The following is a 26504-nucleotide window of genomic DNA, read 5'->3' as shown; positions in this document are numbered from 1 at the left end:
TATGGCCATCAAGATCGAAATGCTGCGCAGTTTCTGTACCGTCGCTCAGACCGGCAATCTTGCCGAGGCGGCCGATCGTCTGGGACGCACCCAATCTGCGGTCTCCATGACTCTCAAACAATTGGAAAGCCATCTTGGCAAGAAACTTTTCGATGGGGAACGAAAGAACCACCTGTCCGCTTTGGGAGAGCAGGTGTTCGAGATGTCACTGAAACAGATACGCCAGTTCGATCAGACGGTGCAATCCATCGAAGCGGCGGCCGATGCGGCGCATGGCTTGATGCGCATAGTGTCGGTCCCCTCAGTCGCCGCGTTGGTGTTTCCTTCGGTCCTCGAATACATGACCAAGCGATTTCCCGGGCTGAAGGTCGAGCTGCGCGACACAGATACGCAACAGGTGCTGGACTCGCTGGCCGAAGGCAAAGCCGACATTGGAATTGCCTCGGGTCTTCATCCACTAAAGGGCATCAAAGCCATTCCCTTGTTCGAAGACCAATTCGGGCTTGTATGCGCGTCCGACCATCCGCTTGTTACAAACCCGAACCCTCCGAGCATCAAGGACGTGATGGCCGCATCATTTGTACGGAATGCCCTGTGCGACCTGATCCAGACGCCAAAATTTGTGGACGCGATCAAAGGTACCGAGGTGACCATCCACAATACGCATTCGCTTATCACCATGGTCAGAACGGGCAAGTGGGTGACCGTTCTGCCGCAGACCGTTGCGCGATTCATTCCTGAATCCACTGCGTTTCGCGCGCTTTCGGATTTGCCCGATAAACGGCAGGTCTATCTGTACGTGAAAGAGAAACCCCGGTCCGCAGACCTGACCGAAGCATGCAGTTCTTTCATTCTGGACAGCAAGCTGATCTGACGTAGAAGCAATCCGTCGCATCAACAGACGTCGACGCGTCGGAATTCACGCGGCGCGGCGGTCAGACTAACTGCACTGGCGTCAGCCCCGTCCTCTGGCGCTAAAGCGCGGCAGCATAGCCGAAAAGTCGCGACCTTGACCGTCTTCATCTTCAACGAACCGGGCATATAGCTGTTCAGCCAACTGCCCCATCGGCGTGTCCGCATCTGCACTGGTGGCAGCCTGCTGGCTGAGGCGCAAATCCTTGAGCATGAGTTCTGCTGCGAACCCGGGCTGATAGTCGTTGTCCGCAGGGCTTTCCGGCCCGATACCCGGTGCGGGGCAATAGGCGTTCATCGTCCAGCTATAGCCCGACGAGGTCGAGACGACATCAAACATCTTCTGGCGGTCCAGACCCAGCTTGTCCGCCAAAGCAAACGCCTCGCAGGTGCCGATCATGGTGACGCCCAAGATCATGTTGTTGCAGATTTTCGCGGCCTGCCCGGCTCCCGCGTCGCCGCAATGCACGGCTTTCTGACCCATGATCTCGAACAGCGGGGCTGCGGTCGCGAAGGCATCAGCCGTTCCCCCTGCCATGAACGTCAAGGTTCCGGCAGAGGCGCCGCCGATGCCGCCCGACACAGGGGCATCGACAAATTTCAACCCGGCCGCTGTTGCCTGTTCCGCAACAGCACGCGCGCTGTCGACGTCCACTGTCGAACAATCCACCAGCGCCGCCCCTTTGGTCATCGCCGGGATCACCTCGTCACCGACAGCGCGCAGGATCTGGCCGTTGGGCAGCATGGTGATGATGACATCGGCATCGGTGGCGGCCTCGGCCCCCGATCCGGCGAGCGTGACACCTTCGATCGCAACATCCGCCATGTCGTACCCGACAACGTCATGACCTGCTTTGGCCAGATTGGCTGCCATCGGGCCGCCCATGTTGCCCAGTCCGATAAATCCGATCTTCATGTCTTTCCTCCGTCAGATCACAAGGTCACCGCCTCGGCTCGCTGGTATGATCGATCCGATGGTACAGCGCCGGCTTGCGGTATTTCCAGTTCGGTTGAGGGAATTTGTCAATCGCCCATGTGCCGATGTCGTCGGATTTGCACCGGCGACCATCGGCGCGCAGATACCGATCAGCTGAGCAAGGCCAGGTCCCTACCTGTCGTTCCCCTGCGTGTTGGCATCGACTTGGCGTCCCTGCCATCTATCGTCAACGTGAGGTCCTTGTAGAAACCGTCATTTTCGAACCACCAACGATGTGAAAAAACGCGGGACCGCTTGGATTTGGGAACGTCGCGCCGATATTGCTCATCGCAGAAAATGTCCCAATGTCCCTTGGTCATAAGGTCCGGCATTCCGACATGCCCCGCACGGGCGCGACCGCCGTTTATCAGTCCGCCCGACAGGGCCAGAACCTTGTCCTTTCCGCTGTAATAGTTCGTAAACCGTTTGCAGCGTTTCTTCAGGACCAGCCCGCCCCAGGCCCCTTTCTCCAGCCAGGCGGAATCCACGTCTGCCGAGGCGAACATGACTTGATCCGCGCCCCAGCTTCTGCCCGGACCGGCGGAGTCTCCGAAATCAGAAAAGGCGCGAAGCACGACGAGCGCCCCCATGGAATGCGCGATTATATGAACCTTCGGGCGCGGCGACATGGCCAACAGCGGCAGCATCCCGTCCCCGACCAGATGCGGGGCGACTTTTTTGGCGTCCGAGCGATCCTTATCATAGGCATGAACCGACCCGTCACTGGGCCAGTCGAACGCCACCACAGCGCCTTTGTACCCTTTGGCCCTGACGCCTTTTTCGATCTTTGCCAGTCGGTCCAGCATTTCCTTTTGCGAGGTGTTGAACCCGTGGACATAAATCAGAACTTCCTTGTCACCGCCCTGCTGGCGCACCAGTTCGAGCCAATTTGACTTTTTGACAATTCCACCCTTTCGGATACGCCCATCTGAGCTTGTCTGAGTGATGCTGACGTAACGTGTCTTGGCAGCCGGTTTCAGGGTAAATTTCTTCTTGGACGCATTATAGGTTCGGCGCGAAAAAAACAGTGCCATCGGGGAAACTCCTTTCAATCAACTTGGTTAGTCTGTCACGAAACACCCAACAGACAAAGGGAACGGGTTCGACTGACGCAAGACGCTGTTCAATCCATCAATGCCCAGCATAGGCCGACCAGAATCCAAACGCGCCGACGACAATCAGGCTAACGGCCCACACGACGTCGAGGTTGAACCAACTTTTTGAGATGAATGTCAGCCCCAACCAGCAATAGACGACAACGGCGGCGGCGGCGCCTACAAGCGTCATCGCGAATGTATGCACTGCAGCCACGATAAAGGCCGTTGCTATGTCGCTGCTCATCAGGTTTTGCACGGCGGCATGGCCGGTTTCGGCGATGTTGCCCGGCTCCAATATACCGCAAATTCCCAGATAGATCGGAACCAGCATCAACCCTGCCCCGTGCGCCATCGCGGCCAAGAACGACCAGAGCGCAAGCCGTGCGGGATGCACCCGGGTCAGGATCTTTGGATGTTTGCGATTGACCAGCAGGTAGACACCCATTGCAATGACGATCACACCGGCGGCCAGTCGAATTTCGGTTTCGCGCTCAACCAGAATGATCATCAGCGAGAACGGCAGCAGAATGCCGATCATCGCCAGAAAATGACCAAGCGCCAGCATTGCCAGCGCCCGCGTCATGGCCGCCGGCTTGCGCTCCATCAGCGCGGCAGAAACGGCCAGCGGCCAACCCATGCCGGGGTTGATGCCGTGATAGACGCCCGAAAAAATGACGGCCCACCAAAGGGCCGCCAAAGACAATCCGTCCATTACCACTTACACGGAGGAATAGCAGAAACTGTCGGTCGAACAGTCGCCCCCTTCCAGACGGATCTGGTGCGCTCGCGTCCCTTCCGGGAAGCTGACGTAAAAATCCTGGTCCAGCGCGAAACTGCCATCTTCGCCCACATTGGCCATCACCATCTGGCCTCCTTCGTGATGAGGGTAGAACTGATTGTCCCAGGTGGAATACAGCGAGTTGGTCCAGTAGACTCGCTTGCCATCTCGGCTGATCTCGACCATCTGTGGGCCATAGACAAAATCCTGGCCGTTGGGGTGCTTGGTTTCGCGCGCGATGCCGCCCAGCTCCACCTTGCCGTTCAGAACGGGATTGAACGGGTCGGAGACGTCATACTGGTGCATCTCGCCCAGCCCCCAGCAGGCGACATAGAGGTATTTGTCGTCCAGGCTCAGGTCGATATCCGTAACCAGCGGCGGCACGGCGCTGAAGCCCTTGAGCAACTCTGGCAGGTTCTCCGGGTCCTCGGGGCGCGGGTCGATGGTGATGACCTTCTTCGCCTGCCATTTGCCGTCGTCATCGCGCCACCAGGTAAAGATCGCGCCTTGCAGGTTGGTCGTGTCGACCACCACTCCGCAGAACCCGTAAGACTTGCTTGGGTCATGCGCGGGGCGGATTTCCAGCGCCATCTGGTAGTTTTCGCCAAAATCAATCGTCTGGATATTCTTGCGCGCGCGCAGGTCCCAGAAATGGATGGAATGGCCGTATTTGTTGCTCAGCAGGTCTTCGGGAACCACCCCGTTCTCGAACTGCGGTGGCAGACCCCATTCGGAACTGACCATGTAGTCTTGCGGCAGGTTCCACCAGAAATCATAGTGTTTGTCCTGCTTGCCGCGATCCATCTCATAGCGACCGATGATCTCAAAGCTTTCACAATCCATGATGAAAATTCCCGGCGGTCCGTCGGTGCCATCCGGCCCGGCCCCGCCAAGGGTCGAGACATAAATGCCCTCGGGTCCGCAATGGATGGTATGCGGGCGAGAGTAGCCGGTTTTGGCAAACACCTCTTCAGGCTCGATGATCTTGTGAATCTTTGCCTCAAGCGGTTCCTTGACATCGAAGATATAGATACGGCTCGAGCGGATGCCCGGAACGATCAGATAGCGACGTTCCAGAAACGCGTGGCCCGACAGCGGCGACAACGACGACGAACAGGCGTTCCAACCGAAATGGTGAAACTCATCACCGGGGGTCGGCGTCATGACGGTGTGCACAATTTGTCCGTAAGTGTCCGAACCGGACCGCAGGTCTATCACCGCCAATCCATCATGATGGCTGGCGTCTTTGCCGAGCATTATGGTGAAGGCAAAATTCTCGACCGGCGCTTCCATCGCCAGTTTTGGTGACGCATGAAACGTCGGATCTGGTCGTAGATTCATTTCAGTCCTCCCATTATATGTTTGCCCCAGGTCGCTGAGGCGCGTCCGCGATCGCCGTACCAGTGCCTCCTCTACACCTGTGCGACGTCACTACGCTGTTTGGCGCTCAGAATTTTTTGTCGCCAATTTCTTCTTTTGTGCTCCAATCTCCTGCCTGTATTCGTGATCGAAACGCCGCAGTGGTCGGACGACCAATGCGCATTGCGCTTCGCCAAAGTCGTTACCCGCAAAAAAAGCTGCGACAGTGAACTTACCGATGCCGACTTTTTGATCACAATCGGCAAAGCCTTGCTTTGGAACAGGGCAGAATTCGGTCACCCGATCGTCGCGCTTGGTTTTTGCTAGGTCCGTGAATGCGTTGAACGTAGCATTCAAATTCGTTTCCTGAAAGCCGGGTCGGATTACGCGCCGCAAGGGCGGTTCCGCTCCCACGCCCAATTCGGACGTTCGACGCCGTTTCCATCCTTGTTAAGACAAAAGAACCAGCGCCGGTGCGACGCAATATGGCATTCGGTTGCCGCCAGAGACGCTGATGTTTGGGATATCGATGAAAGCGATTGGCCCGACCTTGGGCCCAAGAACTATCAAAAGCATAAAGTCATTTTTCATCATTACGTTACGTGAATCTTGCAGAAAATAGCTCGGGCGGTTTCGAAAAATTTTGAAAATTCAGAATTCTGCCTTATCGTTACTCGTGTCCGCCGAACGGCGGGTTGGCCCAAACGCTGAAAAATATCAGCAACGAGCCAGTTTAGGGAGGAAACATGACAAAATCTTTGAACCGCAGAAGCTTTCTGCGTGGTACGGCTGTTGTGGGCGCAGGTGCGCTTGCGGCGCCCGCAGTCCATGCGCAGGAAGGAACCACGTTTAAGATGCAGGCAGCCTGGGGCGGCGGCATCTTTCTTGAGAACGCGCAATCCTACGTGAACCGCGTGAACGAAATGTCGGGCGGCAAGCTGACAATCGAGCTGCTACCCGTGAATTCGGTCGTGAAAACCAGCCAGATGCAGGACGCGGTTCATCGCGGCGTTCTGGACGCTGCGCATTATGTGCCAGCCTATTGGTACTCGAAATCCAAGACCGCGTCATTGTTCGGAACCGGCCCTTGCTTTGGCTGGTCCAGCCAGGAAGTTCTGGGTTGGGTGAATTATGGCGGCGGACAGGAGCTGTTTGACGAGCTGATGGGGATACTCGGACTGAATGTCGTATCCTTCTTCAACTCGCCGATGCCAGCGCAGCCGTTGGGCTGGTTCAAAGAAGAGATCACGGACGCGGGCCAGATGAACGGCCTGAAATATCGGACCGTTGGTCTTGCTGCGGACGTTCTGCTTGAGATGGGCATGTCGGTTGTGCAGTTGCCGGGCGGTGAAATCCAGCCCGCGATGAAGTCCGGTCTGATCGATGCCGCGGAATTCAACAACCCGACGTCCGACCGCGACTTTGGTATGCAAGACGTGTCCAAACACTATCACCTTGCGTCATTCCACCAGAGTCAGGAGTTCTTTGAGGTCACCTTCAACAAGGACAAGTTCAACGCCCTTGCGCCCGAGCTTCAGGCGATCCTGAAATATGCGTCCGAGGCCGAAAATTCCAACTTCTACTGGAACAACACCAAGCGCTATTCCGAGGACCTGGTCACACTGGCCGAGGAACAGGGCGTCAACGTCTACAGGACTCCGGACAGCGTTATGCAAGCACAGCTAGATGCCTGGGACGTTGTGGTCGAGCGTATCGCGAACGAGGACCCCTTCTTCGCCAAGGTCATCGACAGCCAGAAGGCATACGCGAAGACGGTTATGAACTACCTCAACCTGAACCAGCCTGACTATAAGCTGGCCTACAAACACTATTTCGGCTGACGTCTAAGGTCGCAAAATATTGGAGGTCGCGCTTTGCGCGGCTTCCTGAACTTCGGGCAGAACAGGCGAGGAACTGATCTTGGTCAAGACAATTCACGCCATCGAAGGGCTAAGCCAATGGGTTGGCAAAGCCTTTGGATGGTGCATCCTAATACTGACGCTTTCAGTGTCCTACGAAGTGTTTGTCCGCTACGTGCTGAACAAGCCGACGGTATGGGCCTTCGACATGATGGTGCAGATGTATGGCGCGCTGTTCCTGATGGCGGGTGCTTACGCGCTGGCCCAGGACGCGCATGTGCGCGGCGACGTCTTATACCGGCTGTTTTCGGTCAAATGGCAGGCGCGCGTCGATTTCGTTCTGTACATTCTTTTCTTCTTTCCCGGCATGTTCGCCTTGTTCTGGTACGGCTGGGAGATCGCGAAAGACAGCTGGCGCTATGAGGAAGTAAGCTGGAACAGCCCCGCGCGCATCCAGATCTATTTCTTCAAGACCCTGATCCCGGTCGCGGGCATGCTGCTGATGTTACAAGGCCTCGCTGAAATGGCGCGGTGCTGGCTGGCCATGAAAAATGGCGTCTGGCTCGAACGTCTCGACGATGTTCGAGAGACCGAGGACATGTTGATGGAATCGACTGTCGACAAACTTCAGCCAACCGACACCAAGCAAGGAGGCCGCAGCGATGACTGATCCTCAGGTCGCCATCTTGATGCTCAGCCTCTTTATCGTGTTGGTGCTGCTGGGCTTTCCAATTGCCTTCACGTTGCTGGCCATGGGAGTCGCGTTTGGCTATTACGCCTATTACCAATCCGCGCCCGAAACCATTGCGGATATCTTCAACAACAACATCTTCTATCTACTGAACCAAAACACCTATTCGGTGATGGAGAACGACACGCTGGTCGCCATCCCTTTGTTCCTGTTCATGGGATACGTGGTCGAACGGGCGAATATCGTTGATCGCCTGTTTTTCTCGCTCTACATGGCTGCGCGCAACCTTCCGGGGTCGCTGGCCATCGCGGCTTTGCTGACCTGTGCCGTGTTTTCGACCGCATCCGGCATCGTCGGAGCCGTCGTTACCCTGATGGGGCTGCTGGCCTATCCGGCGATGGCCAATGCCGGGTATCAGCGCAGTTTTGCTTCAGGTGTCATCTGTGCGGGTGGGACTTTGGGCATTCTCATCCCTCCGTCGATCATGCTGATCGTTTACGCCGCGATCGCCGAGCTATCGCCTCTGCGACTCTATGCGGCTGCGGTGTTTCCCGGGCTACTGCTTGCCGGCCTCTACATCGTCTATGTGATGATCCGCGTGTGGATAAACCCATCCCTGGCCCCCAAGCCGCAAGAAGATGACATCCCGCCGAAACGCCAGATCTATATGGATCTGCTGATCTCATTCGTACCTCTGACCGTGTTGATCATGCTGGTTTTGGGGTCGATCCTCGGTGGTCTAGCAACACCTGCCGAAGCCGCCGCAATGGGCGCGCTTGGTGGACTGGTGCTGGCGATGTTCTATCGGTCGCTGACATGGGACAAGGTCAAGCAAAGCGTCTTTCTGACCGCCAAAGCCACTGCAATGGTGTGTTGGCTGTTTGTTGGTTCGTGGACCTTTGCTTCGATCTTTTCATATCTCGGTGGCCACGACGTGATCGAGCATTGGGTGGTCGGCATGAACCTGCAACCGTGGCAGTTCCTGATCCTTGCGCAGCTGATCATCTTCCTGCTGGGCTGGCCTCTGGAGTGGTCAGAGATCCTGATCATCTTCGTTCCGATCTTCCTGCCAATGCTGGATACGTTCGGAGTAAACCCGTATTTCTTCGCGATGCTGGTGGCGCTGAATTTGCAGACCTCTTTCCTGACGCCTCCGATGGCGATGTCGGCCTATTACCTCAAAGGGGTGCTGAAAAACCAGATCCAGCTGATGGAGATCTTCAAGGGTCTGATGCCCTATCTGGCCATTGTGATCCTATGCATGGTGCTGATGTACCAGTTCCCGGGGATCGCACTTTGGCTGCCTGATTATCTGTTCGGGGTTTGGGTCCCATGACAAAACATGATTTGTCCCTCTTCTCAGCGGTTCAATCCGCCGAGGCCATCCGTTCGGGTCAAATCACATCCGAAGCGCTGGTCGAGTGTTGCCTCGAGCGGATCGACAAAACCGACAGCGAAATCCGCGCATGGGCCTATCTGGATGCGGGCATGGCGCTCGATCAGGCGCGCGAAATGGACCGCATCCGCAAGTCCGGGCGCGCCACCGGGGCGTTGCACGGTGTGCCGGTGGGTCTGAAGGACATTGTCGACACAAAGGATATGCCAACACAATGCGGCAGCCCGGTCTATGCGGGCCGCCAACCGAACTCCGACGCCCGTCTTGTCGAACGCTTGCGCGAAGCTGGCGCGGTGATCATGGGCAAAACCAAAACCACCGAATTCGCCTTCATGCACCCGACAGACACGACCAACCCCTTTGACGCAGCGCGCACTCCGGGCGGGTCGTCCAGCGGTTCGGCGGCTGCGGTCGCCGCCAGACATGTCCCGCTTGCCGTTGGCTCGCAAACCGGCGGCTCGGTGATCCGTCCGGCTTCTTTTTGCGGCGTCTACGGGTTCAAACCAACTCGCGGCACGATCTCACGCAGTGGCGTGTTCCGAACATCTGTTTCGCTGGATCATGTCGGTGGCTTTGCGAACTCCTTAGAAGACATCGCGTTGTTGACCGATGTCCTGGCATCCTACGACCAGAGCGACACCGTCAGCTTTTCCAGACCGCGCGCACCCATGCTGGACGGCGCTCAATCCGACGCGCCGGTTGCGCCTAACATAGCCTGGCTGGACTTCCCGTTTCACGACCGCCTTGATGCAAGTACCGTCGATGGATTGAATGCCGTAATTGACGGGCTGGACGGACGCGTGGAGCGCTTTTCCGCGTCGCCGCAACTGGCCGATCTGATCAATGTCCACAAGACCATCTACGATTACGAAATTCGCCAGAACATGGCGCCGGTTTCCGAGACCAACTGGGACCAGCTTAGCGAAGAAATGCAGGCGGCCATCAAACGCGGAACCGAGATCAGCGAGATGCAATATGAAGACGCGGTTGCGGTCATGGCATCCGCTCAGGAGTTCTTTTCGGGCTATTTCAACGATTTCGACGCCATCCTCGCCCCGTCTGCCACGGGCGAGGCGGTGCCGTTGAGCGCGGGTCATACCGGGGATTCGGTGTTCTGTCTGACCTGGACGCTGGCCGGGTTGCCCTGTCTGACACTGCCGCTTTTGGTCGGACAGACCGATCTGCCGGTCGGCGTACAACTAATTGGCGCGACAGAAGAAGACGACCGCCTTCTGCGCACCGCATCCTGGGTCCAGCGAAAGCTCGCCGAGCAGGAACAACAAGGAGAGTAAACATATGTCACGCCTTACAAACATTCTCATGGGTTTGATCGGCACAGGCTTGATGATGGTTTTTGTTCTGGGTCTGTCGCACAGTATTTCGACCGGTTTCGCAGGCTTCTGGGGCGGTTTCCCCTTCATGTGCATTGCGTTCTTCGTCATCGCGCTTGCGCTTTACAATTTCTGGGAAGACACCATCAAAAAGGACTGATCCGATGACCGCAAAACCAGTCCTGTGGCTGCCGCGGCGGGTCTCTGACGCCACCATCGAACGCGCCCGCCGCGACTACGAGGTGATCCTGAACGAAGCCGACACACCCGGCACGGCGGACGAGATTATCGACATGAGTGCGCGGGTGGACGCCATAATGCCCTGCCACTCCGAGCATTTCTCGGCAGATGTGGTCTCTCGTCTGAACCCGCGCCTGAAAATCGTTGCGAACCACTCGGTCGGCGTCGATCACTGTGATCTTGCCGCGCTGGCCAACAAAGGGATTGCGGTCACGAACACACCCGATGTTCTTTCTGACGCGACTGCCGAATTGGCGATGCTATTGATGTTGGGGGCAGCACGGCACGCCGTCCGAGGCGATCAGCTAATGCGCACCGGCACTTGGGACAGTTGGAGCCCATCGTTTATGGTCGGAAAGCAGGTGACCGGCGCGCGTCTTGGGATCGTTGGAATGGGTCGCGTCGGTCGCGCCTTTGCCGCGAAAGCGCGTGGATTTGACATGGAAATCCACTACTACAACCGTTCGCGCCTGTCCCCCAACCTTGAACAAGGCGCGACTTACCATGAAAGCATCGAAAGCCTTTTACCGGTCGCTGATTTCCTGTCGCTTCATTGTCCGGCGACCCCGGAAACAATGGATCTGATGAATACCGACCGAATTGCGGCGCTGCCGGATGCGGCTGTTGTCGTCAATTCAGCGCGCGGTGCGCTTGTGGACGAAGATGCGCTGTTGCATGCCGTCGAAACCGGAAAACTAGCGGCTGCAGGTCTTGATTGCTTCAAAACCGAACCCGGCGGCAATCCGGATTTTGCACGCCATCAGAATATCTTCATGCTGCCGCATATCGGCAGCGCCACGACCAGAACCCGAGATGCCATGGGCTTTCGCGCTCTGGACAATCTGGATGCGTTCTTTGCGGGCAGGACTCCGCAGGACCTTTTGAACTAGAGGGCATAAAAATGGCAAAACTTGCATTCCTCGGACTTGGCGTCATGGGCTATCCGATGGCCGGTCATCTCAAGAACGCTGGCCACGACGTAACGGTTTACAATCGCACATCCGCTAAAGCTGAAGCCTGGGTCGACACCTACGGCGGCAACGTGGGAAAGACCCCTCGAAAAGCGGCAGAAAACGCTGAGTTTGTGATGACTTGCGTCGGAAACGACGACGACCTGCGCAGTGTTTGTCTGGGTGAAGATGGTGCTTTCGCCGGAATGTCATCCGGCGCAACTCTGGTCGATCACACGACTGTCTCCGCCAAAGTCACACGCGAGTTGTTCGCTGCTGCGAAGGACCACGGGCTTGCCTATGTCGACGCGCCGATCTCGGGCGGACAGGCGGGGGCCGAGAATGCCGCCCTGTCCATCATGTGCGGGGGCGACCAATCGGCATATGATGCCGCCGAACCAATTATGCAGGTCTACGCCAAAATCTGCCGCAGACTAGGCGAAAGTGGTGCTGGCCAGCTGACCAAGATGAGCAATCAGATTGCCATCGCCGGTCTGGTACAAGGCCTGAGCGAAGCGTTGCATTTCGCCGAGAAAGCAGGGCTGGACGGCCGGTCCGTTGTCGAAGTCATCAGCCAGGGTGCGGCAGGCAGCTGGCAGATGGCCAACCGCTATGAAACCATGCTGGACGATCATTTTGATCACGGCTTTGCTGTGGACTGGATGCGCAAGGATCTTGACATTTGTCTGGATACCGCGAACGAGACCGGCGCAAGCTTACCGGTTACTGCGCTGGTGGACCAATTCTACAAAGACGTGCAGAAACTTGGCGGCGGTCGGTGGGATACGTCGTCGTTGTTCAAAAGGTTGCGCGCGCTCGACTAAGCGAGCGCATAAGGTCGGCTTACGTCGTCGTCCGCTGAGGTCACGCCTCGACGCGTTGCGAAAGTCACAATTCAGAATGTCTCAGTCGGCGTCTTCCATTTTGGTTGCGTTCAGCTGTGCGAACAGTTCCGGTCCAACCCGATCATACAAGTCGAGTTGCGTCTCGAGGAAATCGATATGGCCTTCTTCATCTGACATCAGGTCCTCGAACAAGCCCATCGAAACATAGTCGCCAGCGTCCTTGCATACATCGCGCGCCTCTTTGTACAACGCCCGGGCGCTGCGCTCCGCAGCAAGATCACATTCAAGCGTCTCACGCGGGTTTTGTCCGATCCTGAGCGGATCAAGCTTTTGCAGGTTCGGATGGCCCTCAAGGAAAATAATCCGCTCAATCAGCTTGTCGGCATGCTCCATTTCCTCAATTGACTCTTCGCGACTCTTCTTGGCCATACTGCCAAGCCCCCAATCGTCCTGAAGCCTGTAGTGCAGCCAATACTGGCTCACGGCCGTCAATTCGTGCCGAAGTGCCTTGTTCAGATATTCGATTACCTTTTCGTCACCTTTCATTTCAAATCTCCCTGGCTTTCAATGTAAACGACTTGGAAAGAAGGTCTTTGGCAACGATGCTACCACTAAAGATAGCTTCGGCCAAAATTGCGGAAAAGTGTATTTTTCCAGCGTGTTAGATGACTATCTGACGATTCTGGTTTGTTTAGTTCCAACAGACCTTCGGTTCCCGAAATCAGCTAGATCGAGAACCAGCCAGATATCTCAGCATGCCGCCCCGGGCACAACGCGCCCTTCAGGTATGTGCCTGTGCATATCCGAATAAACCCGGATCAGCGAACGGCTCTCTCCGCAACACCACGCTACCGTCTCTTTAAACAACGTGCCTACATCGTGCTGGGCAAGGCCGAACCCAGGCGCTACCGCAACGATTGCCCGTTGTGAAACAGATGAACTTTGGCAGGGTCAGCGCTCAGTTTGACTGTTTGCCCACGCAGGTTCTTTTCGATCCCAGGGAACTTGGTGACAACGTCTTCGGCACCGGGACGGTTGGCCAAGTACAGCAAGGTAACCTCGCCCAATGCTTCGATGAAATCAACTTCCCCCTCAAGGAACCCCGCCGCGTCAGCAACAAAATCCTCGGGTCGTACGCCGATGTTGACCTGTAGGCCCATTTGGTCAGGGTTTGTCGCGATAGAAGAGACGGCGGTACCGCCCGCGTCCAACGTTATTGCGGTCTGCTCTCCGGTCGCCGAGATTACGCCGGGCAGCAGGTTCATCGAAGGTGAACCGATGAACTGTGCGACAAACTCGTTATCCGGTGTTTCATAGAGCTCAAGCGGGGTGCCGACCTGCGCAATCCCCTTGTTGGCCAGAACAACGATGCGGCTGGCCAGCGTCATTGCCTCGACCTGATCGTGGGTGACGTAGATCATCGTGCTGTCGGGCATCGCTTCCTTCAGACGCGCGATCTCGATTCGGGTGGCGACGCGCAGCGCCGCGTCGAGGTTTGAAAGCGGTTCGTCGAACAGGTAGACCTTTGGGTCGCGCACGATGGCCCGCCCGATGGCGACACGTTGACGTTGCCCGCCCGACAAAGCCTTGGGCAACCGGTCAAGCAGGGGTTCCAATTGCAGAATTTTGGCAGCGCGTTCGACCGCGGCATTGACCTCGGAAGACGGCATCTTTGCAATTTTCAGCGCGAACGCCATGTTCTCACGCACAGTCATATGCGGGTAAAGCGCATAGGATTGGAACACCATTGCGATACCGCGCTGCGCGGGCGGAACATCGTTCATGACCTGCCCTTCGATCTCCAGCGTTCCGCCCGAGATCTTTTCCAACCCGGCAATCATGCGCAGCAAGGTGGACTTGCCACAGCCCGAGGGTCCGACGAACACGATCAGTTCGCCGGTTTCGATCTCAAGGTCGATGTGTTTCAGAACGTCGACCGGACCATAGGTCTTGGCCACATCCGTAAGCTTGAGTTCCGACATGGCTTACCTCTTTTCTCTGGTCATCAGACAGAATTGGTTGGCATTGAGTACCGCCGTTTCGGTCCCATCCACGCCGCCCAGGTCCTCACCGATCACACGCCAGTTTCCTTGGGGCAAGGTGAGCTGCGCCGGGTCTGCACCCAGGTTGAAGGCACAGAACACCTGTTCGGTTGCGTCCTCGCGAAGAAACGTCAGCACCGAGCCGTTCTGGTCCATTTCAATCTGCGCTCCGGCCATCAGCGCGGGATGCGCGTGACGAAGGGCGATCGCGCGGCGGTAGTGGTGCAGCATCGATTGCGGATCCTGCTCTGAGCGGTCTACGGCGTTTTCAGCCTGTACCGAACTGACCGGCAACCAGGGGGTGCCACTGCTAAAGCCTGAATGTTCGTCCTGCGCAGTCCAGACCATGGGGGTGCGGCACCCATCACGGCCTTTGAACTCGGGCCAGAACTCGATGCCATAGGGGTCTTGCAGATCCTCGTATGCCACATCTGCTTCGGGCAGACCCAATTCCTCGCCCTGATACAGGCAAGCCGACCCACGCAAACACATCATCAGAACGGCGTGTTGCCGGATTGCCGCATCGTCGAGCCCCCAGCGCGAGGCATGGCGCTGCACGTCATGGTTCGAGAAGGCCCAGCAAGGCCAGGCATCGCCGGCCTTGTCCTCAAGTTGGTCGAACACCTGCTTGGCATAGGCTGCGGTAAGCGCTCGTTTTTCAAGAAATTCGAACGCATAGCACATATGCATCCGCTTATCGCCGGTCGTGTACTCACCCATGATCTCAAGCCCACGCTGCGCGTCGCCGACCTCTCCCAAACAGGCGCGGCCTTCGTACTCGTCGGTCAGTGCGCGCAGCCGTTCGAGGAACGCGATATTCTCGGGTTGGCTTTTTGAGAACAGATGATCCTGATGATTGTAAGGGTTCACCATCGGCGCGATCGAGGCATTGCGCTGATCCATCGGCAGGCCGGGATTGTCGCGCAGCTGAGCGTCGTGGAAATAGAAGTTGATCGTGTCCAGACGGAATCCGTCGACACCCATGTCCAACCAGAATCGTGCTACATCAAGCAGCGCATCCTGAACATCCTTGCAATGGAAATTCAGATCGGGCTGCGAGGTCAGGAAGTTGTGCAAGTAATATTGCAGGCGTCGCGCATCCCATTGCCAGGCCGAGCCCCCAAAGATCGACAACCAGTTGTTCGGCGGCGTGCCGTCCGGCTTCGGGTCGGCCCAGACATACCAGTCGGATTTGGGGTTCTCGCGATTGGCGCGGCTTTCGACGAACCATGGGTGCTGGTCGGATGTGTGCGACAGCACCAGGTCAATCATGACCTTCAGACCGTGGCCATGCGCTTGATCCAAAAGCGCCTTAAAGTCCTCCATGGTGCCGAACATCGGATCGACATCGCGGTAATCGCTGACATCGTAGCCAAAATCCTTCATCGGGGATTTGAAGAATGGCGAAATCCAGATCGCATCGACGCCCAACGAGGCGATATAGCCAAGGCGCTGCGTGATGCCTTTCAGATCACCGATCCCATCGCCGGTACTGTCCTGAAAACTGCGCGGATAGATCTGATAGATCACACCACCCCGCCACCAATCGGCGGAGGCTTTGGTCGAGTTTTCAAGGTTTACATTGTTCTGCACGTTCATCACACGCCTCTATTTCACCGACCCGGCCAAAAGGCCGCGGACGAGGTATTTCTGCATTGCAAAGAAGACGATCAGCGGCACAGCAATCGACACGAATGCCGCCGTCGCCAGAATTTCCCAATTGCCGCCACGCGTGCCCAGCAGTTCCACGATGCGGTTGGTCATGACCGTGGTCTGGCCCGTTGCATCGATCAGGAACACTTTGGCAACCAGCAGATCGTTCCACGTCCACAGGAATTGGAAGATCGCAAAAGATGCCAATGCCGGAAAGCTCAGCGGTAGGATGAGTTTGGTGAAGATCTGGAACTCGGTCGCGCCGTCAACACGTGCGTTTTCGATCAGATCGCGGGGCAGCCCGGCCATATAGTTGCGCAGCAAATAAATCGCCAAGGGCATCCCAAAGCCGGTATGGGCCAGCCAGACACCCAGATACCCTTTACCGATCCCGATATTCAAATGGAACTTCAACAGCGGGATCAGCGCCAGTTGCAGCGGCACCACCAACAGGCCCACCACGGCGGCAATCAGCAGCGCCCGGCCCGGAAAATCCATCCATGCCAGCGCATAGGCCGCAAAGGCCGCAACCAGTATGGGAATGATCGTCGCCGGGATGGTCACCGTCAGCGTATTGAAAAAGGCCTTGCCCATGCTGTCAGAGCTATTTGCGTTGAACAGAACATGAGCATAGTTCTCGGTCGTGAATTCAGGCGGCAATGTGGTTGTCACAAAAACGCGGGGACCACGCTTGCCCGAGAATTCTTCGGTGTTCTCCATGCGATAGTCACCATTGGCCTGAACGGTGATCGTTCCACCCCGGCGCAACTCGGCAGTATCGCCGGGTGCGAAGGCATCGATCGCACGGGAATTAACCCCCCATCTGGTGATATCCGACGCCCGCTCACCTTCAAAGATATTGCCCTCGACTACGTACATGTCACCTTGCAGCTCCTGGGCCTCGGGCCCGGCCGCGCGAAGGGTCAGATTCTGTTCGGACGGAAACAAGGCGCGCCACCAGCCGCTGCTGGCAATCTGATCACCCGTCCTGAAGGACGAGATCAACAGGCCGAGTGTCGGAAACACCCAAAGCACCACCAGCAGCACGACTGAGGCATGGACCACCCATCTGAGGGCCGGTCGGGTTCCTGCAATATCGCTCATATCCCCAACCTCCTACTGCATTTCTTTGCGCGCATTGCGCACGTTCCAGATCAGGATCGGCGTTACCAGCAACATGATCACCATCGCCGAGGCCGATCCGACGCCCCAGTCATTGGCGCGGAACATCTTGTCATACATGTAATTGGCCAGAACCTGCGTCTCCCACTGGCCGTTGGTCATCGCAAAAACGATGTCAAAGACCTTGAGGACCACGATCGTGATTGTGGTCCAGACGACCATGATGGTTGTTTTGATCTGTGGCACCTTGATCTTGAAGAAAATCTGAAAAGGGTTCGCCCCATCCAAAATGGCGGCCTCGATGGTCTCTTCCGGGATCCCGCGTAGCGCAGCGGACAGGATGACCATGGCAAAGCCGGTTTGAATCCAGACCAACACGATCATCAGGAAGAAATTGTTCCAGAACGGCAGCGTCAACCAAGTGTGCGCTTCGGTTCCGCCAAAGAAGATGTAGATCGCATTCAGAATGCCGATCTGATCCTGATCAATTGGGCGCGCGTCGTAGACCAGTTTCCAGATCACCGAGGCGCCGACAAAAGAAATCGCCATCGGCATAAAGATCAGCGATTTGGCGACGTTGCCCCAGCTGATACGATCCGTCAGCTGCGCCACAAGCAGGCCAAATGCGGTTGACATGGCCGGTACAACAATCAGCCACAGCATATTGTTGCGCATCGCCTCCCAGAATTTCGGCTCGGCCAACATCTGGGCATAGTTGTCGAAACCCGCCCATTCATATCCGCCACCGGGCACGCGATCGGTCAGCGACAAGCGCAACGTCTCAACAACGGGATAGGCAAGATAGACACCAAGCGCGAGGATCGCAGGAAACAGGAAAAGCCAGGGCCGGATCATGTTCGCGCGGTTGATATTGCGCCCTGCATTGGGTCCACGCGGCGGGAACAAAACTTTGTCCAAGAGCTGATTGGACAGGTAGAAATAGCCCACGCATCCCGACACGCCTATGGCGATTGTCAGCAGGCCCTGAATTGCCGGGTTCATGGTGTCCTCTCCCTAGCTTCGGGTCCGGGCAACCCAATGAACAGGTTGCCCGAAGGTTCAGCGATCTACTTGAGGGCGTCCCAAGACGACTGGATTTCGCCGGTAACTTCTTCGGCGGACTTACCGCCCGTATAGTCAACCATGCCGGTCCAGAAGGTGCCCGCGCCGACGGCGCCCGGCATCAGGTCAGAGCCGTCAAAGCGGAAGGTCGTCGCGCCCAGCAGGATATCACCCAGACCGCGCAGCGTATCGTCCTTGTAGGCATCTGTATTCACGCCCTTGTGCGGGGTCAGGAACCCGGTTTGAGCCATCATCACCTCATGCGCGATCGGCTGCTTTAGGAACTCCATGAATGCGCTGGTCGCATCCGAAGGATTGCTGACCGCCATCAGGGTACCGCCCCCCAGAACCGGGTTGCCCAGATCCTTGTCTGCGAAAGACGGCATGTAGAAGAAATCTGCATCCAGGCCGAACTCGACATCTTCGGGGAAGAAGGCTGGCACGAAAGACGCCTGACGGTGCATGTAGCACTGTGGCGGCGATGAGAACATGCCCTTGGGGCTATCGCGGAAGTCGGTCGAGGCGACTGCGTCGGCTCCACCCGAGACTTTGGCATCGTCACGTGCGAACCAGCCGAATTCTTCGATCGCGGCGATCACGCGAGGATCATCAAAGGAAATCTCGTTGGTCACCCACTGGTCGTAGACTTCGGGGGGCTGTGTCCGCAGCATCATGTCTTCGACCCAGTCGGTCGCAGGCCAACCGGTCGCGGCACCAGAACCCAGACCGATGCACCAAGGTGTCTCACCATCGGCGACAATCTGTTCGGTCAACGCTTTCAGTTCTTCCATCGTGGTCGGAACTTCGTAACCGGCGTCCTCGAAGTTTTCCGGGTTGTACCAGACCAGAGATTTGACATTCACGTTGTAGAAGAAGCCGTACATCTGATCATTGCCATCGGCATCTTTGTACGTGCCAAGATCAACCCATGAATTACCGGCTGCATAGTTATCGCCGACCCAGCTGGCCATATCTTCGCCCAGAGGTGTCAACTGCCCTTTCGAAGCCATGATCGACGCCAAACCGGGCTGCGGGAATACCGCGATGTTGGGGGCCGACCCCGCTTCGGCATCAATGACGATCTGCTGCTCAAAGCTGTCAGAGCCGGTGTAGATCACATCTGCGCCAGTCGCCTTCTCAAAATAGGCAATCATATTGTTGAAATAGCCGTCCTCGGGTGTAAGCCACGGACCGAAGATCGTGACGGTCTGACCGCTCAGATCAGGAGCATTCTCGGCCCAGGCGTTATAGCTGTCCCAGTTGAACGGCCCTTCACCAGGCGCAAAAACCAGATCTTCTGCCTGAACTGACCCAGCCAGCAGGGCGATCGTCGCCGCGCCTGCATAAAGCGAGTGTTTCATGAGTTCTCCTCCCAAAATTTCCCTGCGCCTCCTGAGATTCGTTTTCCAAAGCGCTTTGAATGATCGACTTTATCCGCTAACATTCGATTCCTGTCAACAATCGGATTCGAATTCTCTTATTTACTTGCCGCGAATTCCTGAATCCTGAAACAGGTTGACGTAAGAGGAAATTCGAAACAAAACAAAAAGAGCATCTATTTGAAGGCGCTTTGGAGACCATGAACCTCAAACAGCTCTCTGAAATCCTCGGTTTGTCTCAAACCACGGTCAGCCGTGCGCTGAACGGGTATCCCGAGGTCAACGAGGGCACGCGCATTCGGGTTCAGGCTGCGGCTGAAAAACATGGATACCGCCCCAACATCCGCGCCAAGGGGTTGGCGACGGGCCGCTCGATGGTGATCGGGCATGTGATCCCAACATCGTCCCGGCACGAGATGGTGAACCCGATTTTCGGAGATTTTGTCGCCGGCGCAGCCCGGACTTATGCCGAAAACGACTATGACATGATGTTCACCCATGCGGCCGACACCTCGATCGAAGAGTCCTATCGCAGCCTGTTCACACGCGGTGCCGTAGATGGGGTCGTCTTGCAAGGCCCCAAGGTGAATGAATCACGCATCTCCGTCCTTTCGGAAATGAACGTGCCGTTTATCGTTCATGGCCGTTCGACCGGCGTGGACATGCCCTATGACTGGATCGACGTGAACAATCTGCGCTCGTTCGAGCGTGCAACTCGATTTCTGATCGATCTGGGCCATCGCCGCATCGCATTGATCAACGGGCTGGAAGTGATGGACTTTGCGCAGCGCCGTCGCAATGGCTATGAAGCGGCCTTGCAAAAGGCGGGGATCGCGCTTGATCCGGCCCTGTTGCGCAGCGCCGAGATGACGGAAATCTACGGGTATCTGACGACTTGTGACATGCTCAAGCAGGACAATCCTCCGACCGCCTTTCTGGTTTCATCGATCATCCCGGCCATCGGCATCCGTCGCGCATTGGAAGAAAACGGGTTGAAAATGGGTCGCGACATTTCGGTCATCGTTCATGACGATGAATTGTCATACATGCGCAACGGCCAGGATGTACCGATCTTCACTGCCACTCGTTCGTCTGTCCGCCACGCCGGAGAAAAGGCCGCTGAAATGCTGATCGAGCGCATCAATGCGCCGAATGATCCCCCAAAGACCTGCCTGCTTGAAGCAGAACTGGTGGTTGGAAACTCGACGGGTCCGGCTCCGCAAAGGAATTGAAATGAAATACAACCGCAGCGACTTTCCGCCCGACTTTCTGTTTGGCGTCGCAACTTCAGCCTATCAGATCGAAGGACACGCGCAGGGTGGCGCGGGCCTTACCCACTGGGACGACTTCGCAGCCACGCCGGGAAACGTTGCCAATGCCGAAGACGGCGCGCTGGCATGCGACCACTACAACCGGTTTGAGCAGGATCTGGATCTGGTCAAAGCCGCTGGTTTTGACGCCTATCGCTTTTCAACCAGCTGGGCGCGCGTGCTGCCAGAAGGACGTGGACCCGTCAATCAGGAAGGTCTGGATTTCTACGACCGGTTGACCGACGCCTTGCTGGAACGCGACATTCGCCCATGCGCAACGCTATACCATTGGGAACTGCCCTCGCCCCTTGCTGATCTGGGCGGGTGGCGCAACCGAGATATCGCAGGCTGGTTTGGCGATTTTGCCGAAATCCTCATGCGTCGTATCGGCGATCGCATGTTCAATGTCGCCACCATCAATGAACCCTGGTGCGTCAGCTGGCTGAGCCATTTCGAGGGCCACCACGCGCCGGGCCTGCGCGACATTCGCGCGACGGCCCGTGCGATGCATCACGTCCTGCTGGCCCATGGTCGTGCAACCGAAGTGATGCGCGGATTGGGGATGTCCAATCTGGGGGCGGTGTTCAATCTGGAATGGGCGGAACCTGCGGATGACAGCCCCGAGGCACAAAAGGCGGCTGCACTCTATGACGGGATTTACAACCGGTTTTTTCTGGGCGGTGTATTCGACAAATCCTACCCTGAAAACGTGCTCGAAGGGCTGGCCCCGCATTTGCCGACGGGCTGGCAGGACGATTTCGATGTGATCGGAGCGCCGGTCGATTGGTGCGGACTGAATTACTATACGCGCAAGCTGATCGCGCCTTCCGACACGCTCTGGCCGGGCCTGCGCGATGTCCCGGGGCCTCTGCCCAAGACGCAGATGGGATGGGAAATCGAACCGGAGGCTTTGTCCCGTTTTCTGATCCGTACAGCCAAAGACTACACCGGGGAACTGCCGATCTACGTCACGGAAAACGGCATGGCCAGCCCCGCGCGCCAACAGGATGATGACCGGATCGACTATTTGGATCGCCACCTGTCAGCCGTACAGGTTGCGTTAGCCGAGGGCGTGCCCGTCAAGGGGTATTTTGTCTGGTCATTACTGGACAATTACGAATGGGCCTTTGGTTATGAGAAACGCTTTGGGCTGGTGGATGTGGATTTTGGCACGCTGGAACGAACGCCCAAAGCCTCGTACCACGCGTTGAAAGAGGCGCTGTCGGCTTGAAGGTGACGAACGCTCCTGCGCGATCGCGATTGCGAACGTCAAGTTGCACACGGTACCTGCTATAGGTTCGCCAGACTGATATTCGGGGTCTCGTCGTATTCCGAGACCAGGATCCAATTTATCTGCTGTCACCTATCTTGGCGGACTTGTTGTGCCACGAACAACGCAGTCCAATGCGCAGCAAATCCTGAAGTGTTCGGGAGCATCCCTGGTTATATAGTCGGTGAACTTTTCCCCCGCCAGCGTTCCAATGGTTTCTGCCGGAATACGAATGGTCGTTAGGCCCGGCTCGACGTCAGACGACCCTTTGAAATCGCCGATGCCGATGATCGACAGGTCATCGGGAACGGTCAGGCCCAGATTCTGCGCGGCAAACAAGGCACCCTGTGCAATAACGTCGTTTCCGCACAATAAAGCCGTTGGACGCGGATGATCCGTCAAAAGGGAAATGGCAGCCTGCTTTGCCTGCGAGACACTGTAGGGCGCTTCGGAAACTCGCTTGTCCGGAAGGCAAATATCCCTTTCCGCGAGCGTATCATGTACGGCTGTGAACCGGTGCTGCGCTCGATCATTGCCATTGGTTTTGGGAAAAATCAGCCCAATGTCCCGGTGCCCCAAGGCCAGCAGATGCTCGGTTGCAAGTCGCCCGGCCAGCAAGTTGTCCGCCCCGACGCATGGCAGGTCTGAATCTTCGGAGTAGTTCCATATCGCCAACCCCGGAATTTTCTGCTGGTCGATCAGGCGGGCAGTTGCCTCGGCGTGTTCCAAACCGACAAGCGCAACGCCATCCACGCGATGCTCGAGCAGTTTGCGGACCATGGCGTATTCCCGGTCAAGATCGTATCCGTGCGACGCCAGCAACAGGCTGAACCCGGCCTTGTCGATCGAATCCGAGAATGCCTGAATAACCTCGGCGAAAATGGCATGGTTGATCGTGGGCACCACAAGGCCGATGGTCCCGGATCGTTTGCCATGCATCGTCTGCGCGGCCCGGTTGCGGATATACCCCAGTCTCTGAACCGCTCGATTGATCTTTTTGCGAGTCGCTGGGTTCACCAGATCCGGGTGATTAAAGGTGCGCGACACTGTGGATGGTGACACTTTTGCGGCCTTTGCGACCGCCACAATATCCACCTTACCCTTTTGAAAACTTGACATAATATTCTCCCAACTGGTCGAATTTATGAAAACATTTGCAATACTATTTTCATCGCCTAACCTGATTTGTCAACAAAAGTAAGAAACATGAACCGACGGGTTGGGAGGCCCTGAATGGAATTCATTTATTACTTCGGAGACGTGTTTACCCCGTTGTCATTCATGCTGCTGCTCGGCGGCACGATCGGGGGCCTGATCCTGGGTGCCACGCCCGGGTTATCGCCGACCATGGCTGTCGCGCTGCTGATCCCGTTCACCTTCCAGCTTGAGGCGGCGCAGGGTCTGATCCTGTTGGGCGCGGCCTATACCTCGACCGTGGCCGGAGGGGCGGTCAGCGCAATTCTCCTCAAGATCCCCGGCGCACCTGCCAATATCGCCACAACGCTGGACGGACACACGATGGCCAAACAAGGCCAAGGTGCGCGCGCCCTGCAACTTTCGTTTCTGGCCTCGGCGGTGGGCGGAATATTCGGGGTTTTGCTTCTGATCTTTCTTACCCCCGTTCTGGCCAAATGGGCGTTGGCGTTTGGGCCGTCCCATCTGTTCTGGCTGGCCATTCTGGGCGTGACGGTGATCGGGACGCTGGATTCTGCCTCGGTGGTAAAGGGGCTACTGTCAGGCTGTATCGGCTTGTGGCTAGCCACTATCGGCTTTGACGACATCATGGGCGCGCAGCGTTTCATCTTTCACCCGGCATTGGGCGGAGGCATCAACATCATCGCCGCGCTGATCGGCCTGTTCGCGATCCCCCAAGTGCTGACGATGTTCGCCAAAGGGCGCTACAACGCTGGGGCAGAGGTTATCGAAGTGCAGCGACACTCGATCATCGATGCATTCCGAGAGCTTTTCAGCCGTACTCGCGCACTGAGTATCGGCACGATGACAGGTTCGATCATAGGCCTGATCCCGGGTGTCGGCGGGCAAATCGCGGGTCTTGTCGCCTATGATCAGACCAAAAAATTCTCGGCTGAAAAAGACAAGTTCGGAACTGGTCATTCCGAAGGAGTGATCGCTGCGGAATCCGCCAACAATGCCATGGTCGGCCCGTCTCTGGTACCTTTGCTGACGCTGTCCATCCCCGGCAGCCCCACCGCCGCCGTTCTTCTGGGTGGTTTGCTGATCCACGGGATTTTCCCAGGCTCGGACCTGTTCGACAATCACCCCGATGTCGCCTGGACATTCATCAACTCAATGCTGATCGGGCAGGTCCTGATGTGTATCTTTGGTCTTTATGTCGCGGGGCTGGCAGCTCGCGTGGCGCAGGTGCCGCAATCTGTCATGGCGGCCATCGTGCTGGCGCTGTCGGTCTTTGGGGCCTATTCGGTGCAGGGTTCGATGGGCGACGTCTATGTCATGGCCTGCCTGGGCATCGGCATGTTCTTTCTGGAACGTTTCGGGTTTTCTGCCGCTCCACTGGTGCTGGGGCTGATCCTTGGGCCCATCGCCGAGGCCAACTTCATCCAGGGTGGAATGATCGCTGATGCCACCGTGGGCAAGGCTTCGTATTTCCTGACCGGCGGGCTTAACCTGTTGCTGATCGCAGTTGTGCTGGCTTCGATCGCCTACTCGGTCTGGATGGAATTGCGCAGCCGTCGCTACACCACCAAAGAGGAGGCACAGGCATGAACCGCTCTCAGCATATATTCGGCTCGGGTCTGGTCTTTGCCGTTGGGCTGTGGGTCGCATGGGTCAGCTATACCCAGCAACCGGCCGAAGCCTTTCTGTTCCCGCGCCTTATCGCTTCTGTTTTCTTGGTCCTTGCCGGGTGGACATTTGGCAAAGCTTTGCTGGGCTTGTCCAAGGTTGGAAACGGCGTGACGCGGACAATGTTCATCAACATGCTGCCCGGCCTGATCATCACACTGATCTATGTGTTCTGGGCGGCAAAAACGCTTGGGTTCTACACCGCTACGACCATCGCCTTTTTTGTCTTGCTGTCGATCTACGATCCCGCGCCTCATGCCGAAGCCAAAAGCTGGGTCCGGCGAGGGATCATCACGGGCGTGTTTGTCGCGGTGATGTACGGGCTCTTTGCCATGCTTCTGAACGTCTACACACCAAAGGAAATTCTGTTCTGACCGCACCAATTTGCGGGTGAACCAAATCAGGGAGGAAACGCAAAATGAAACAACTGATCGCAGGGGCCGCATTGGTTCTGGCTGGCCTGTCAGGCCCGGCAATGGCCGAAGACTATCCGGAACGACCACTGATGATGATGGTCAGCTATGGCGCCGGAGGTGCAACCGACTTTCAGGCGCGGATTGTCACCATGACCGCCGGGAACGAGGATGCGCTGGGGATGCCCATCGCCATCATCAACAAACCCGGCGCAGGTGGTCGCGTCGGCTGGAACTGGTTTGCCACGCAGGCCGACCCGGACGGTTATACCTTGGCCGCCTACAACGTTCCCCACTTCATCGCCCAATCGATCAAGGGCGGCGTCGAATACTCGACCGACAGCTTTGAGCCCATCGCCAACTGGGGGGCCGACCCGGCTGTGTTCGTCGTCGGTGCGGACAGCGAATTCAACTCGATGCAGGATGTTGTCGATTTTGCGAAGGAAAACCCCGGCAAACTGACCGTTTCGGGTGCTGGATTGTTTGTGGGCCACCACATTGCTGCATTGCAAATCGACAAGGCCGCTGGGACCAAAATGGCCTATATCCCGACAAAGGGTGGCGGGGCCGCAGCGATGAAAGCGGTGATCGCGGGCGAGGTTATGGGCGGCATCAACAACCTGTCCGATGCGTTCCGGGCGCAAGAGGCGGGTAACGTCAAAATCCTGGGCGTCGCCGATCTGGAACGCAACGCCTTCCTGCCGGATGTTCCAACGATGATGGAACAGGGGCTCGAGGTCGACAATTCGTCGGTCAACTTCCGGGGTGTGATGGTGCCCAAGGGAACTCCGCCCGAGGTGATCGAGAAACTGGCGGCCACCGTGCCCGAGATGTTTGCCAATTCCCGCGTCGCCAAAAAGATGGAGGCAGGCGGTTCGCCGATGCACATCATGACACGGGACGAAGTGATCGAGATGTGGGCACAGCGTCAACAAACGCTGAACGAGTTGCTGGCCGGTCTCTGATCCGGTGATCAAAGCGGGGCGGAACGGGTCC

General features: G+C 57.0%; 25 protein-coding genes. 13 read left to right on the top strand and 12 right to left on the bottom strand.

All coding sequences use genetic code 11. The annotated features are described in order from the left end of the window. The first annotated feature begins 1 nt into the window (after position 1). Positions 2 to 874: a LysR family transcriptional regulator gene (locus tag ACR0LX_RS10175; protein WP_480783620.1), complete on the top strand. Its 873-nt coding sequence runs from the start codon at positions 2 to 4 to the stop codon at positions 872 to 874. A gap of 81 nt (positions 875 to 955) precedes the next feature. Here the strand turns inward: ACR0LX_RS10175 and mmsB are convergent, their stop codons facing one another. The 5 genes from mmsB to ACR0LX_RS10150 all read right to left on the bottom strand — a co-directional run bounded on the left by mmsB (position 956) and on the right by ACR0LX_RS10150 (position 5479). Then, entirely contained in the window at positions 956 to 1828 is an 873-nt protein-coding gene (gene mmsB / locus ACR0LX_RS10170; RefSeq protein WP_480783619.1) for a 3-hydroxyisobutyrate dehydrogenase, read from the bottom strand. Positions 1829 to 1998: 170 nt separating this feature from the next. Continuing rightward, complete coding sequence (locus ACR0LX_RS10165; RefSeq protein WP_480783618.1) at positions 1999 to 2922, bottom strand: alpha/beta hydrolase; 924 nt, start codon at positions 2920 to 2922, stop codon at positions 1999 to 2001. A gap of 97 nt (positions 2923 to 3019) precedes the next feature. Then, positions 3020 to 3697 carry a hypothetical protein gene (locus ACR0LX_RS10160; RefSeq protein ID WP_480783617.1) on the bottom strand — a complete coding sequence of 226 codons (678 nt, stop codon included), beginning with the start codon at positions 3695 to 3697 and terminating at the stop codon, positions 3020 to 3022. A 6-nt stretch (positions 3698 to 3703) separates the two neighbouring features. Next, positions 3704 to 5104, bottom strand: coding sequence for a selenium-binding protein SBP56-related protein (locus ACR0LX_RS10155; RefSeq protein ID WP_480783616.1), 1401 nt, complete (start codon positions 5102 to 5104; stop codon positions 3704 to 3706). Positions 5105 to 5194: 90 nt separating this feature from the next. Beyond that, complete coding sequence (locus ACR0LX_RS10150; protein WP_480783615.1) at positions 5195 to 5479, bottom strand: hypothetical protein; 285 nt, start codon at positions 5477 to 5479, stop codon at positions 5195 to 5197. 389 nt (positions 5480 to 5868) lie between these two features. On the opposite strand from ACR0LX_RS10150, the gene ACR0LX_RS10145 reads away from it, so the two are divergent. The 7 genes from ACR0LX_RS10145 (at position 5869) to ACR0LX_RS10115 (ending at position 12413) form a co-directional block, all read left to right on the top strand. Further along, a complete protein-coding gene (locus tag ACR0LX_RS10145; RefSeq protein WP_480578972.1) occupies positions 5869 to 6963 on the top strand; it encodes a TRAP transporter substrate-binding protein in 1095 nt (364 codons plus the stop codon). 79 nt (positions 6964 to 7042) lie between these two features. Then, positions 7043 to 7651 (top strand): TRAP transporter small permease subunit, encoded by a 609-nt coding sequence (locus ACR0LX_RS10140; RefSeq protein WP_480578974.1) that lies wholly within the window; start codon positions 7043 to 7045, stop codon positions 7649 to 7651. Further along, complete coding sequence (locus tag ACR0LX_RS10135; protein WP_480578977.1) at positions 7644 to 9008, top strand: TRAP transporter large permease; 1365 nt, start codon at positions 7644 to 7646, stop codon at positions 9006 to 9008. Before ACR0LX_RS10140 ends, ACR0LX_RS10135 begins: the two co-directional genes overlap by 8 nt. Beyond that, complete coding sequence (locus ACR0LX_RS10130) at positions 9005 to 10360, top strand: amidase (protein ID WP_480783614.1); 1356 nt, start codon at positions 9005 to 9007, stop codon at positions 10358 to 10360. Before ACR0LX_RS10135 ends, ACR0LX_RS10130 begins: the two co-directional genes overlap by 4 nt. 4 nt (positions 10361 to 10364) lie before the next feature. Beyond that, entirely contained in the window at positions 10365 to 10559 is a 195-nt protein-coding gene (locus ACR0LX_RS10125) for a hypothetical protein (protein ID WP_480783613.1), read from the top strand. Between the two features lie 4 nt (positions 10560 to 10563). Next, positions 10564 to 11529 (top strand): 2-hydroxyacid dehydrogenase, encoded by a 966-nt coding sequence (locus tag ACR0LX_RS10120; protein ID WP_480783612.1) that lies wholly within the window; start codon positions 10564 to 10566, stop codon positions 11527 to 11529. Between the two features lie 11 nt (positions 11530 to 11540). Further along, positions 11541 to 12413: an NAD(P)-dependent oxidoreductase gene (locus ACR0LX_RS10115; RefSeq protein WP_480783611.1), complete on the top strand. Its 873-nt coding sequence runs from the start codon at positions 11541 to 11543 to the stop codon at positions 12411 to 12413. Between the two features lie 81 nt (positions 12414 to 12494). Here the strand turns inward: ACR0LX_RS10115 and bfr are convergent, their stop codons facing one another. The 6 genes from bfr to ACR0LX_RS10085 all read right to left on the bottom strand — a co-directional run bounded on the left by bfr (position 12495) and on the right by ACR0LX_RS10085 (position 19674). After that, positions 12495 to 12980, bottom strand: a complete 486-nt coding sequence (gene bfr, locus ACR0LX_RS10110) for a bacterioferritin (RefSeq protein ID WP_480783610.1) — start codon at positions 12978 to 12980, stop codon at positions 12495 to 12497. A 359-nt stretch (positions 12981 to 13339) separates the two neighbouring features. Beyond that, positions 13340 to 14416, bottom strand: coding sequence for an ABC transporter ATP-binding protein (locus tag ACR0LX_RS10105; RefSeq protein ID WP_480783609.1), 1077 nt, complete (start codon positions 14414 to 14416; stop codon positions 13340 to 13342). A 3-nt stretch (positions 14417 to 14419) separates the two neighbouring features. Then, positions 14420 to 16075, bottom strand: coding sequence for an alpha-glucosidase (locus ACR0LX_RS10100; protein WP_480783608.1), 1656 nt, complete (start codon positions 16073 to 16075; stop codon positions 14420 to 14422). Between the two features lie 9 nt (positions 16076 to 16084). Next, positions 16085 to 17233 (bottom strand): carbohydrate ABC transporter permease, encoded by a 1149-nt coding sequence (locus tag ACR0LX_RS10095; protein ID WP_480783607.1) that lies wholly within the window; start codon positions 17231 to 17233, stop codon positions 16085 to 16087. Between the two features lie 12 nt (positions 17234 to 17245). After that, positions 17246 to 18253, bottom strand: coding sequence for a carbohydrate ABC transporter permease (locus ACR0LX_RS10090; protein WP_480783606.1), 1008 nt, complete (start codon positions 18251 to 18253; stop codon positions 17246 to 17248). A gap of 65 nt (positions 18254 to 18318) precedes the next feature. Then, complete coding sequence (locus ACR0LX_RS10085) at positions 18319 to 19674, bottom strand: ABC transporter substrate-binding protein (protein ID WP_480783605.1); 1356 nt, start codon at positions 19672 to 19674, stop codon at positions 18319 to 18321. A gap of 218 nt (positions 19675 to 19892) precedes the next feature. On the opposite strand from ACR0LX_RS10085, the gene ACR0LX_RS10080 reads away from it, so the two are divergent. Both ACR0LX_RS10080 and ACR0LX_RS10075 read left to right on the top strand, forming a co-directional pair. After that, on the top strand, positions 19893 to 20924 hold the full coding sequence (locus ACR0LX_RS10080; protein WP_480783604.1) for a LacI family DNA-binding transcriptional regulator: 1032 nt from the start codon (positions 19893 to 19895) through the stop codon (positions 20922 to 20924). Between the two features lies 1 nt (position 20925). Beyond that, positions 20926 to 22233 carry a GH1 family beta-glucosidase gene (locus ACR0LX_RS10075; protein WP_480783603.1) on the top strand — a complete coding sequence of 436 codons (1308 nt, stop codon included), beginning with the start codon at positions 20926 to 20928 and terminating at the stop codon, positions 22231 to 22233. Positions 22234 to 22365: 132 nt separating this feature from the next. On the opposite strand, the gene ACR0LX_RS10070 is transcribed toward ACR0LX_RS10075, so the two are convergent. Beyond that, the gene (locus ACR0LX_RS10070; RefSeq protein WP_480783602.1) at positions 22366 to 23391 is read right to left on the bottom strand and encodes a LacI family DNA-binding transcriptional regulator; all 1026 of its coding nucleotides are present in this window, start codon (positions 23389 to 23391) and stop codon (positions 22366 to 22368) included. Between the two features lie 114 nt (positions 23392 to 23505). On the opposite strand from ACR0LX_RS10070, the gene ACR0LX_RS10065 reads away from it, so the two are divergent. Genes ACR0LX_RS10065 through ACR0LX_RS10055 form a run of 3 tightly spaced genes read left to right on the top strand, consistent with a single transcriptional unit; the run spans position 23506 to position 26473 of the window. Then, positions 23506 to 25017 (top strand): tripartite tricarboxylate transporter permease, encoded by a 1512-nt coding sequence (locus ACR0LX_RS10065; protein ID WP_480783601.1) that lies wholly within the window; start codon positions 23506 to 23508, stop codon positions 25015 to 25017. Next, positions 25014 to 25469 carry a tripartite tricarboxylate transporter TctB family protein gene (locus ACR0LX_RS10060; protein ID WP_480783600.1) on the top strand — a complete coding sequence of 152 codons (456 nt, stop codon included), beginning with the start codon at positions 25014 to 25016 and terminating at the stop codon, positions 25467 to 25469. The genes ACR0LX_RS10065 and ACR0LX_RS10060 overlap by 4 nt, the downstream gene beginning before the upstream one ends. 44 nt (positions 25470 to 25513) lie before the next feature. Next, a complete protein-coding gene (locus ACR0LX_RS10055) occupies positions 25514 to 26473 on the top strand; it encodes a Bug family tripartite tricarboxylate transporter substrate binding protein (RefSeq protein ID WP_480783599.1) in 960 nt (319 codons plus the stop codon). Positions 26474 to 26504 lie beyond the last annotated feature (31 nt).

The organism is Ruegeria sp. CH11 (assembly GCF_056537105.1).
This window is presented reverse-complemented; position numbering and strand designations above follow the sequence as displayed.

What these genes read in the sequence shown, in the direction of transcription:
- ACR0LX_RS10175 (WP_480783620.1), top strand. Translation starts at nt 2, where the DNA reads ATGGCCATCAAGATCGAAATGCTGCGCAGTTTCTGTACCGTCGCTCAG.
- mmsB (WP_480783619.1), bottom strand. Translation starts at nt 1,828, where the DNA reads ATGAAGATCGGATTTATCGGACTGGGCAACATGGGCGGCCCGATGGCA.
- ACR0LX_RS10165 (WP_480783618.1), bottom strand. Translation starts at nt 2,922, where the DNA reads ATGGCACTGTTTTTTTCGCGCCGAACCTATAATGCGTCCAAGAAGAAA.
- ACR0LX_RS10160 (WP_480783617.1), bottom strand. Translation starts at nt 3,697, where the DNA reads ATGGACGGATTGTCTTTGGCGGCCCTTTGGTGGGCCGTCATTTTTTCG.
- ACR0LX_RS10155 (WP_480783616.1), bottom strand. Translation starts at nt 5,104, where the DNA reads ATGAATCTACGACCAGATCCGACGTTTCATGCGTCACCAAAACTGGCG.
- ACR0LX_RS10145 (WP_480578972.1), top strand. Translation starts at nt 5,869, where the DNA reads ATGACAAAATCTTTGAACCGCAGAAGCTTTCTGCGTGGTACGGCTGTT.
- ACR0LX_RS10135 (WP_480578977.1), top strand. Translation starts at nt 7,644, where the DNA reads ATGACTGATCCTCAGGTCGCCATCTTGATGCTCAGCCTCTTTATCGTG.
- ACR0LX_RS10130 (WP_480783614.1), top strand. Translation starts at nt 9,005, where the DNA reads ATGACAAAACATGATTTGTCCCTCTTCTCAGCGGTTCAATCCGCCGAG.
- ACR0LX_RS10125 (WP_480783613.1), top strand. Translation starts at nt 10,365, where the DNA reads ATGTCACGCCTTACAAACATTCTCATGGGTTTGATCGGCACAGGCTTG.
- ACR0LX_RS10120 (WP_480783612.1), top strand. Translation starts at nt 10,564, where the DNA reads ATGACCGCAAAACCAGTCCTGTGGCTGCCGCGGCGGGTCTCTGACGCC.
- ACR0LX_RS10115 (WP_480783611.1), top strand. Translation starts at nt 11,541, where the DNA reads ATGGCAAAACTTGCATTCCTCGGACTTGGCGTCATGGGCTATCCGATG.
- bfr (WP_480783610.1), bottom strand. Translation starts at nt 12,980, where the DNA reads ATGAAAGGTGACGAAAAGGTAATCGAATATCTGAACAAGGCACTTCGG.
- ACR0LX_RS10105 (WP_480783609.1), bottom strand. Translation starts at nt 14,416, where the DNA reads ATGTCGGAACTCAAGCTTACGGATGTGGCCAAGACCTATGGTCCGGTC.
- ACR0LX_RS10100 (WP_480783608.1), bottom strand. Translation starts at nt 16,075, where the DNA reads ATGAACGTGCAGAACAATGTAAACCTTGAAAACTCGACCAAAGCCTCC.
- ACR0LX_RS10095 (WP_480783607.1), bottom strand. Translation starts at nt 17,233, where the DNA reads ATGAGCGATATTGCAGGAACCCGACCGGCCCTCAGATGGGTGGTCCAT.
- ACR0LX_RS10090 (WP_480783606.1), bottom strand. Translation starts at nt 18,253, where the DNA reads ATGAACCCGGCAATTCAGGGCCTGCTGACAATCGCCATAGGCGTGTCG.
- ACR0LX_RS10085 (WP_480783605.1), bottom strand. Translation starts at nt 19,674, where the DNA reads ATGAAACACTCGCTTTATGCAGGCGCGGCGACGATCGCCCTGCTGGCT.
- ACR0LX_RS10080 (WP_480783604.1), top strand. Translation starts at nt 19,893, where the DNA reads ATGAACCTCAAACAGCTCTCTGAAATCCTCGGTTTGTCTCAAACCACG.
- ACR0LX_RS10075 (WP_480783603.1), top strand. Translation starts at nt 20,926, where the DNA reads ATGAAATACAACCGCAGCGACTTTCCGCCCGACTTTCTGTTTGGCGTC.
- ACR0LX_RS10070 (WP_480783602.1), bottom strand. Translation starts at nt 23,391, where the DNA reads ATGTCAAGTTTTCAAAAGGGTAAGGTGGATATTGTGGCGGTCGCAAAG.
- ACR0LX_RS10065 (WP_480783601.1), top strand. Translation starts at nt 23,506, where the DNA reads ATGGAATTCATTTATTACTTCGGAGACGTGTTTACCCCGTTGTCATTC.
- ACR0LX_RS10060 (WP_480783600.1), top strand. Translation starts at nt 25,014, where the DNA reads ATGAACCGCTCTCAGCATATATTCGGCTCGGGTCTGGTCTTTGCCGTT.
- ACR0LX_RS10055 (WP_480783599.1), top strand. Translation starts at nt 25,514, where the DNA reads ATGAAACAACTGATCGCAGGGGCCGCATTGGTTCTGGCTGGCCTGTCA.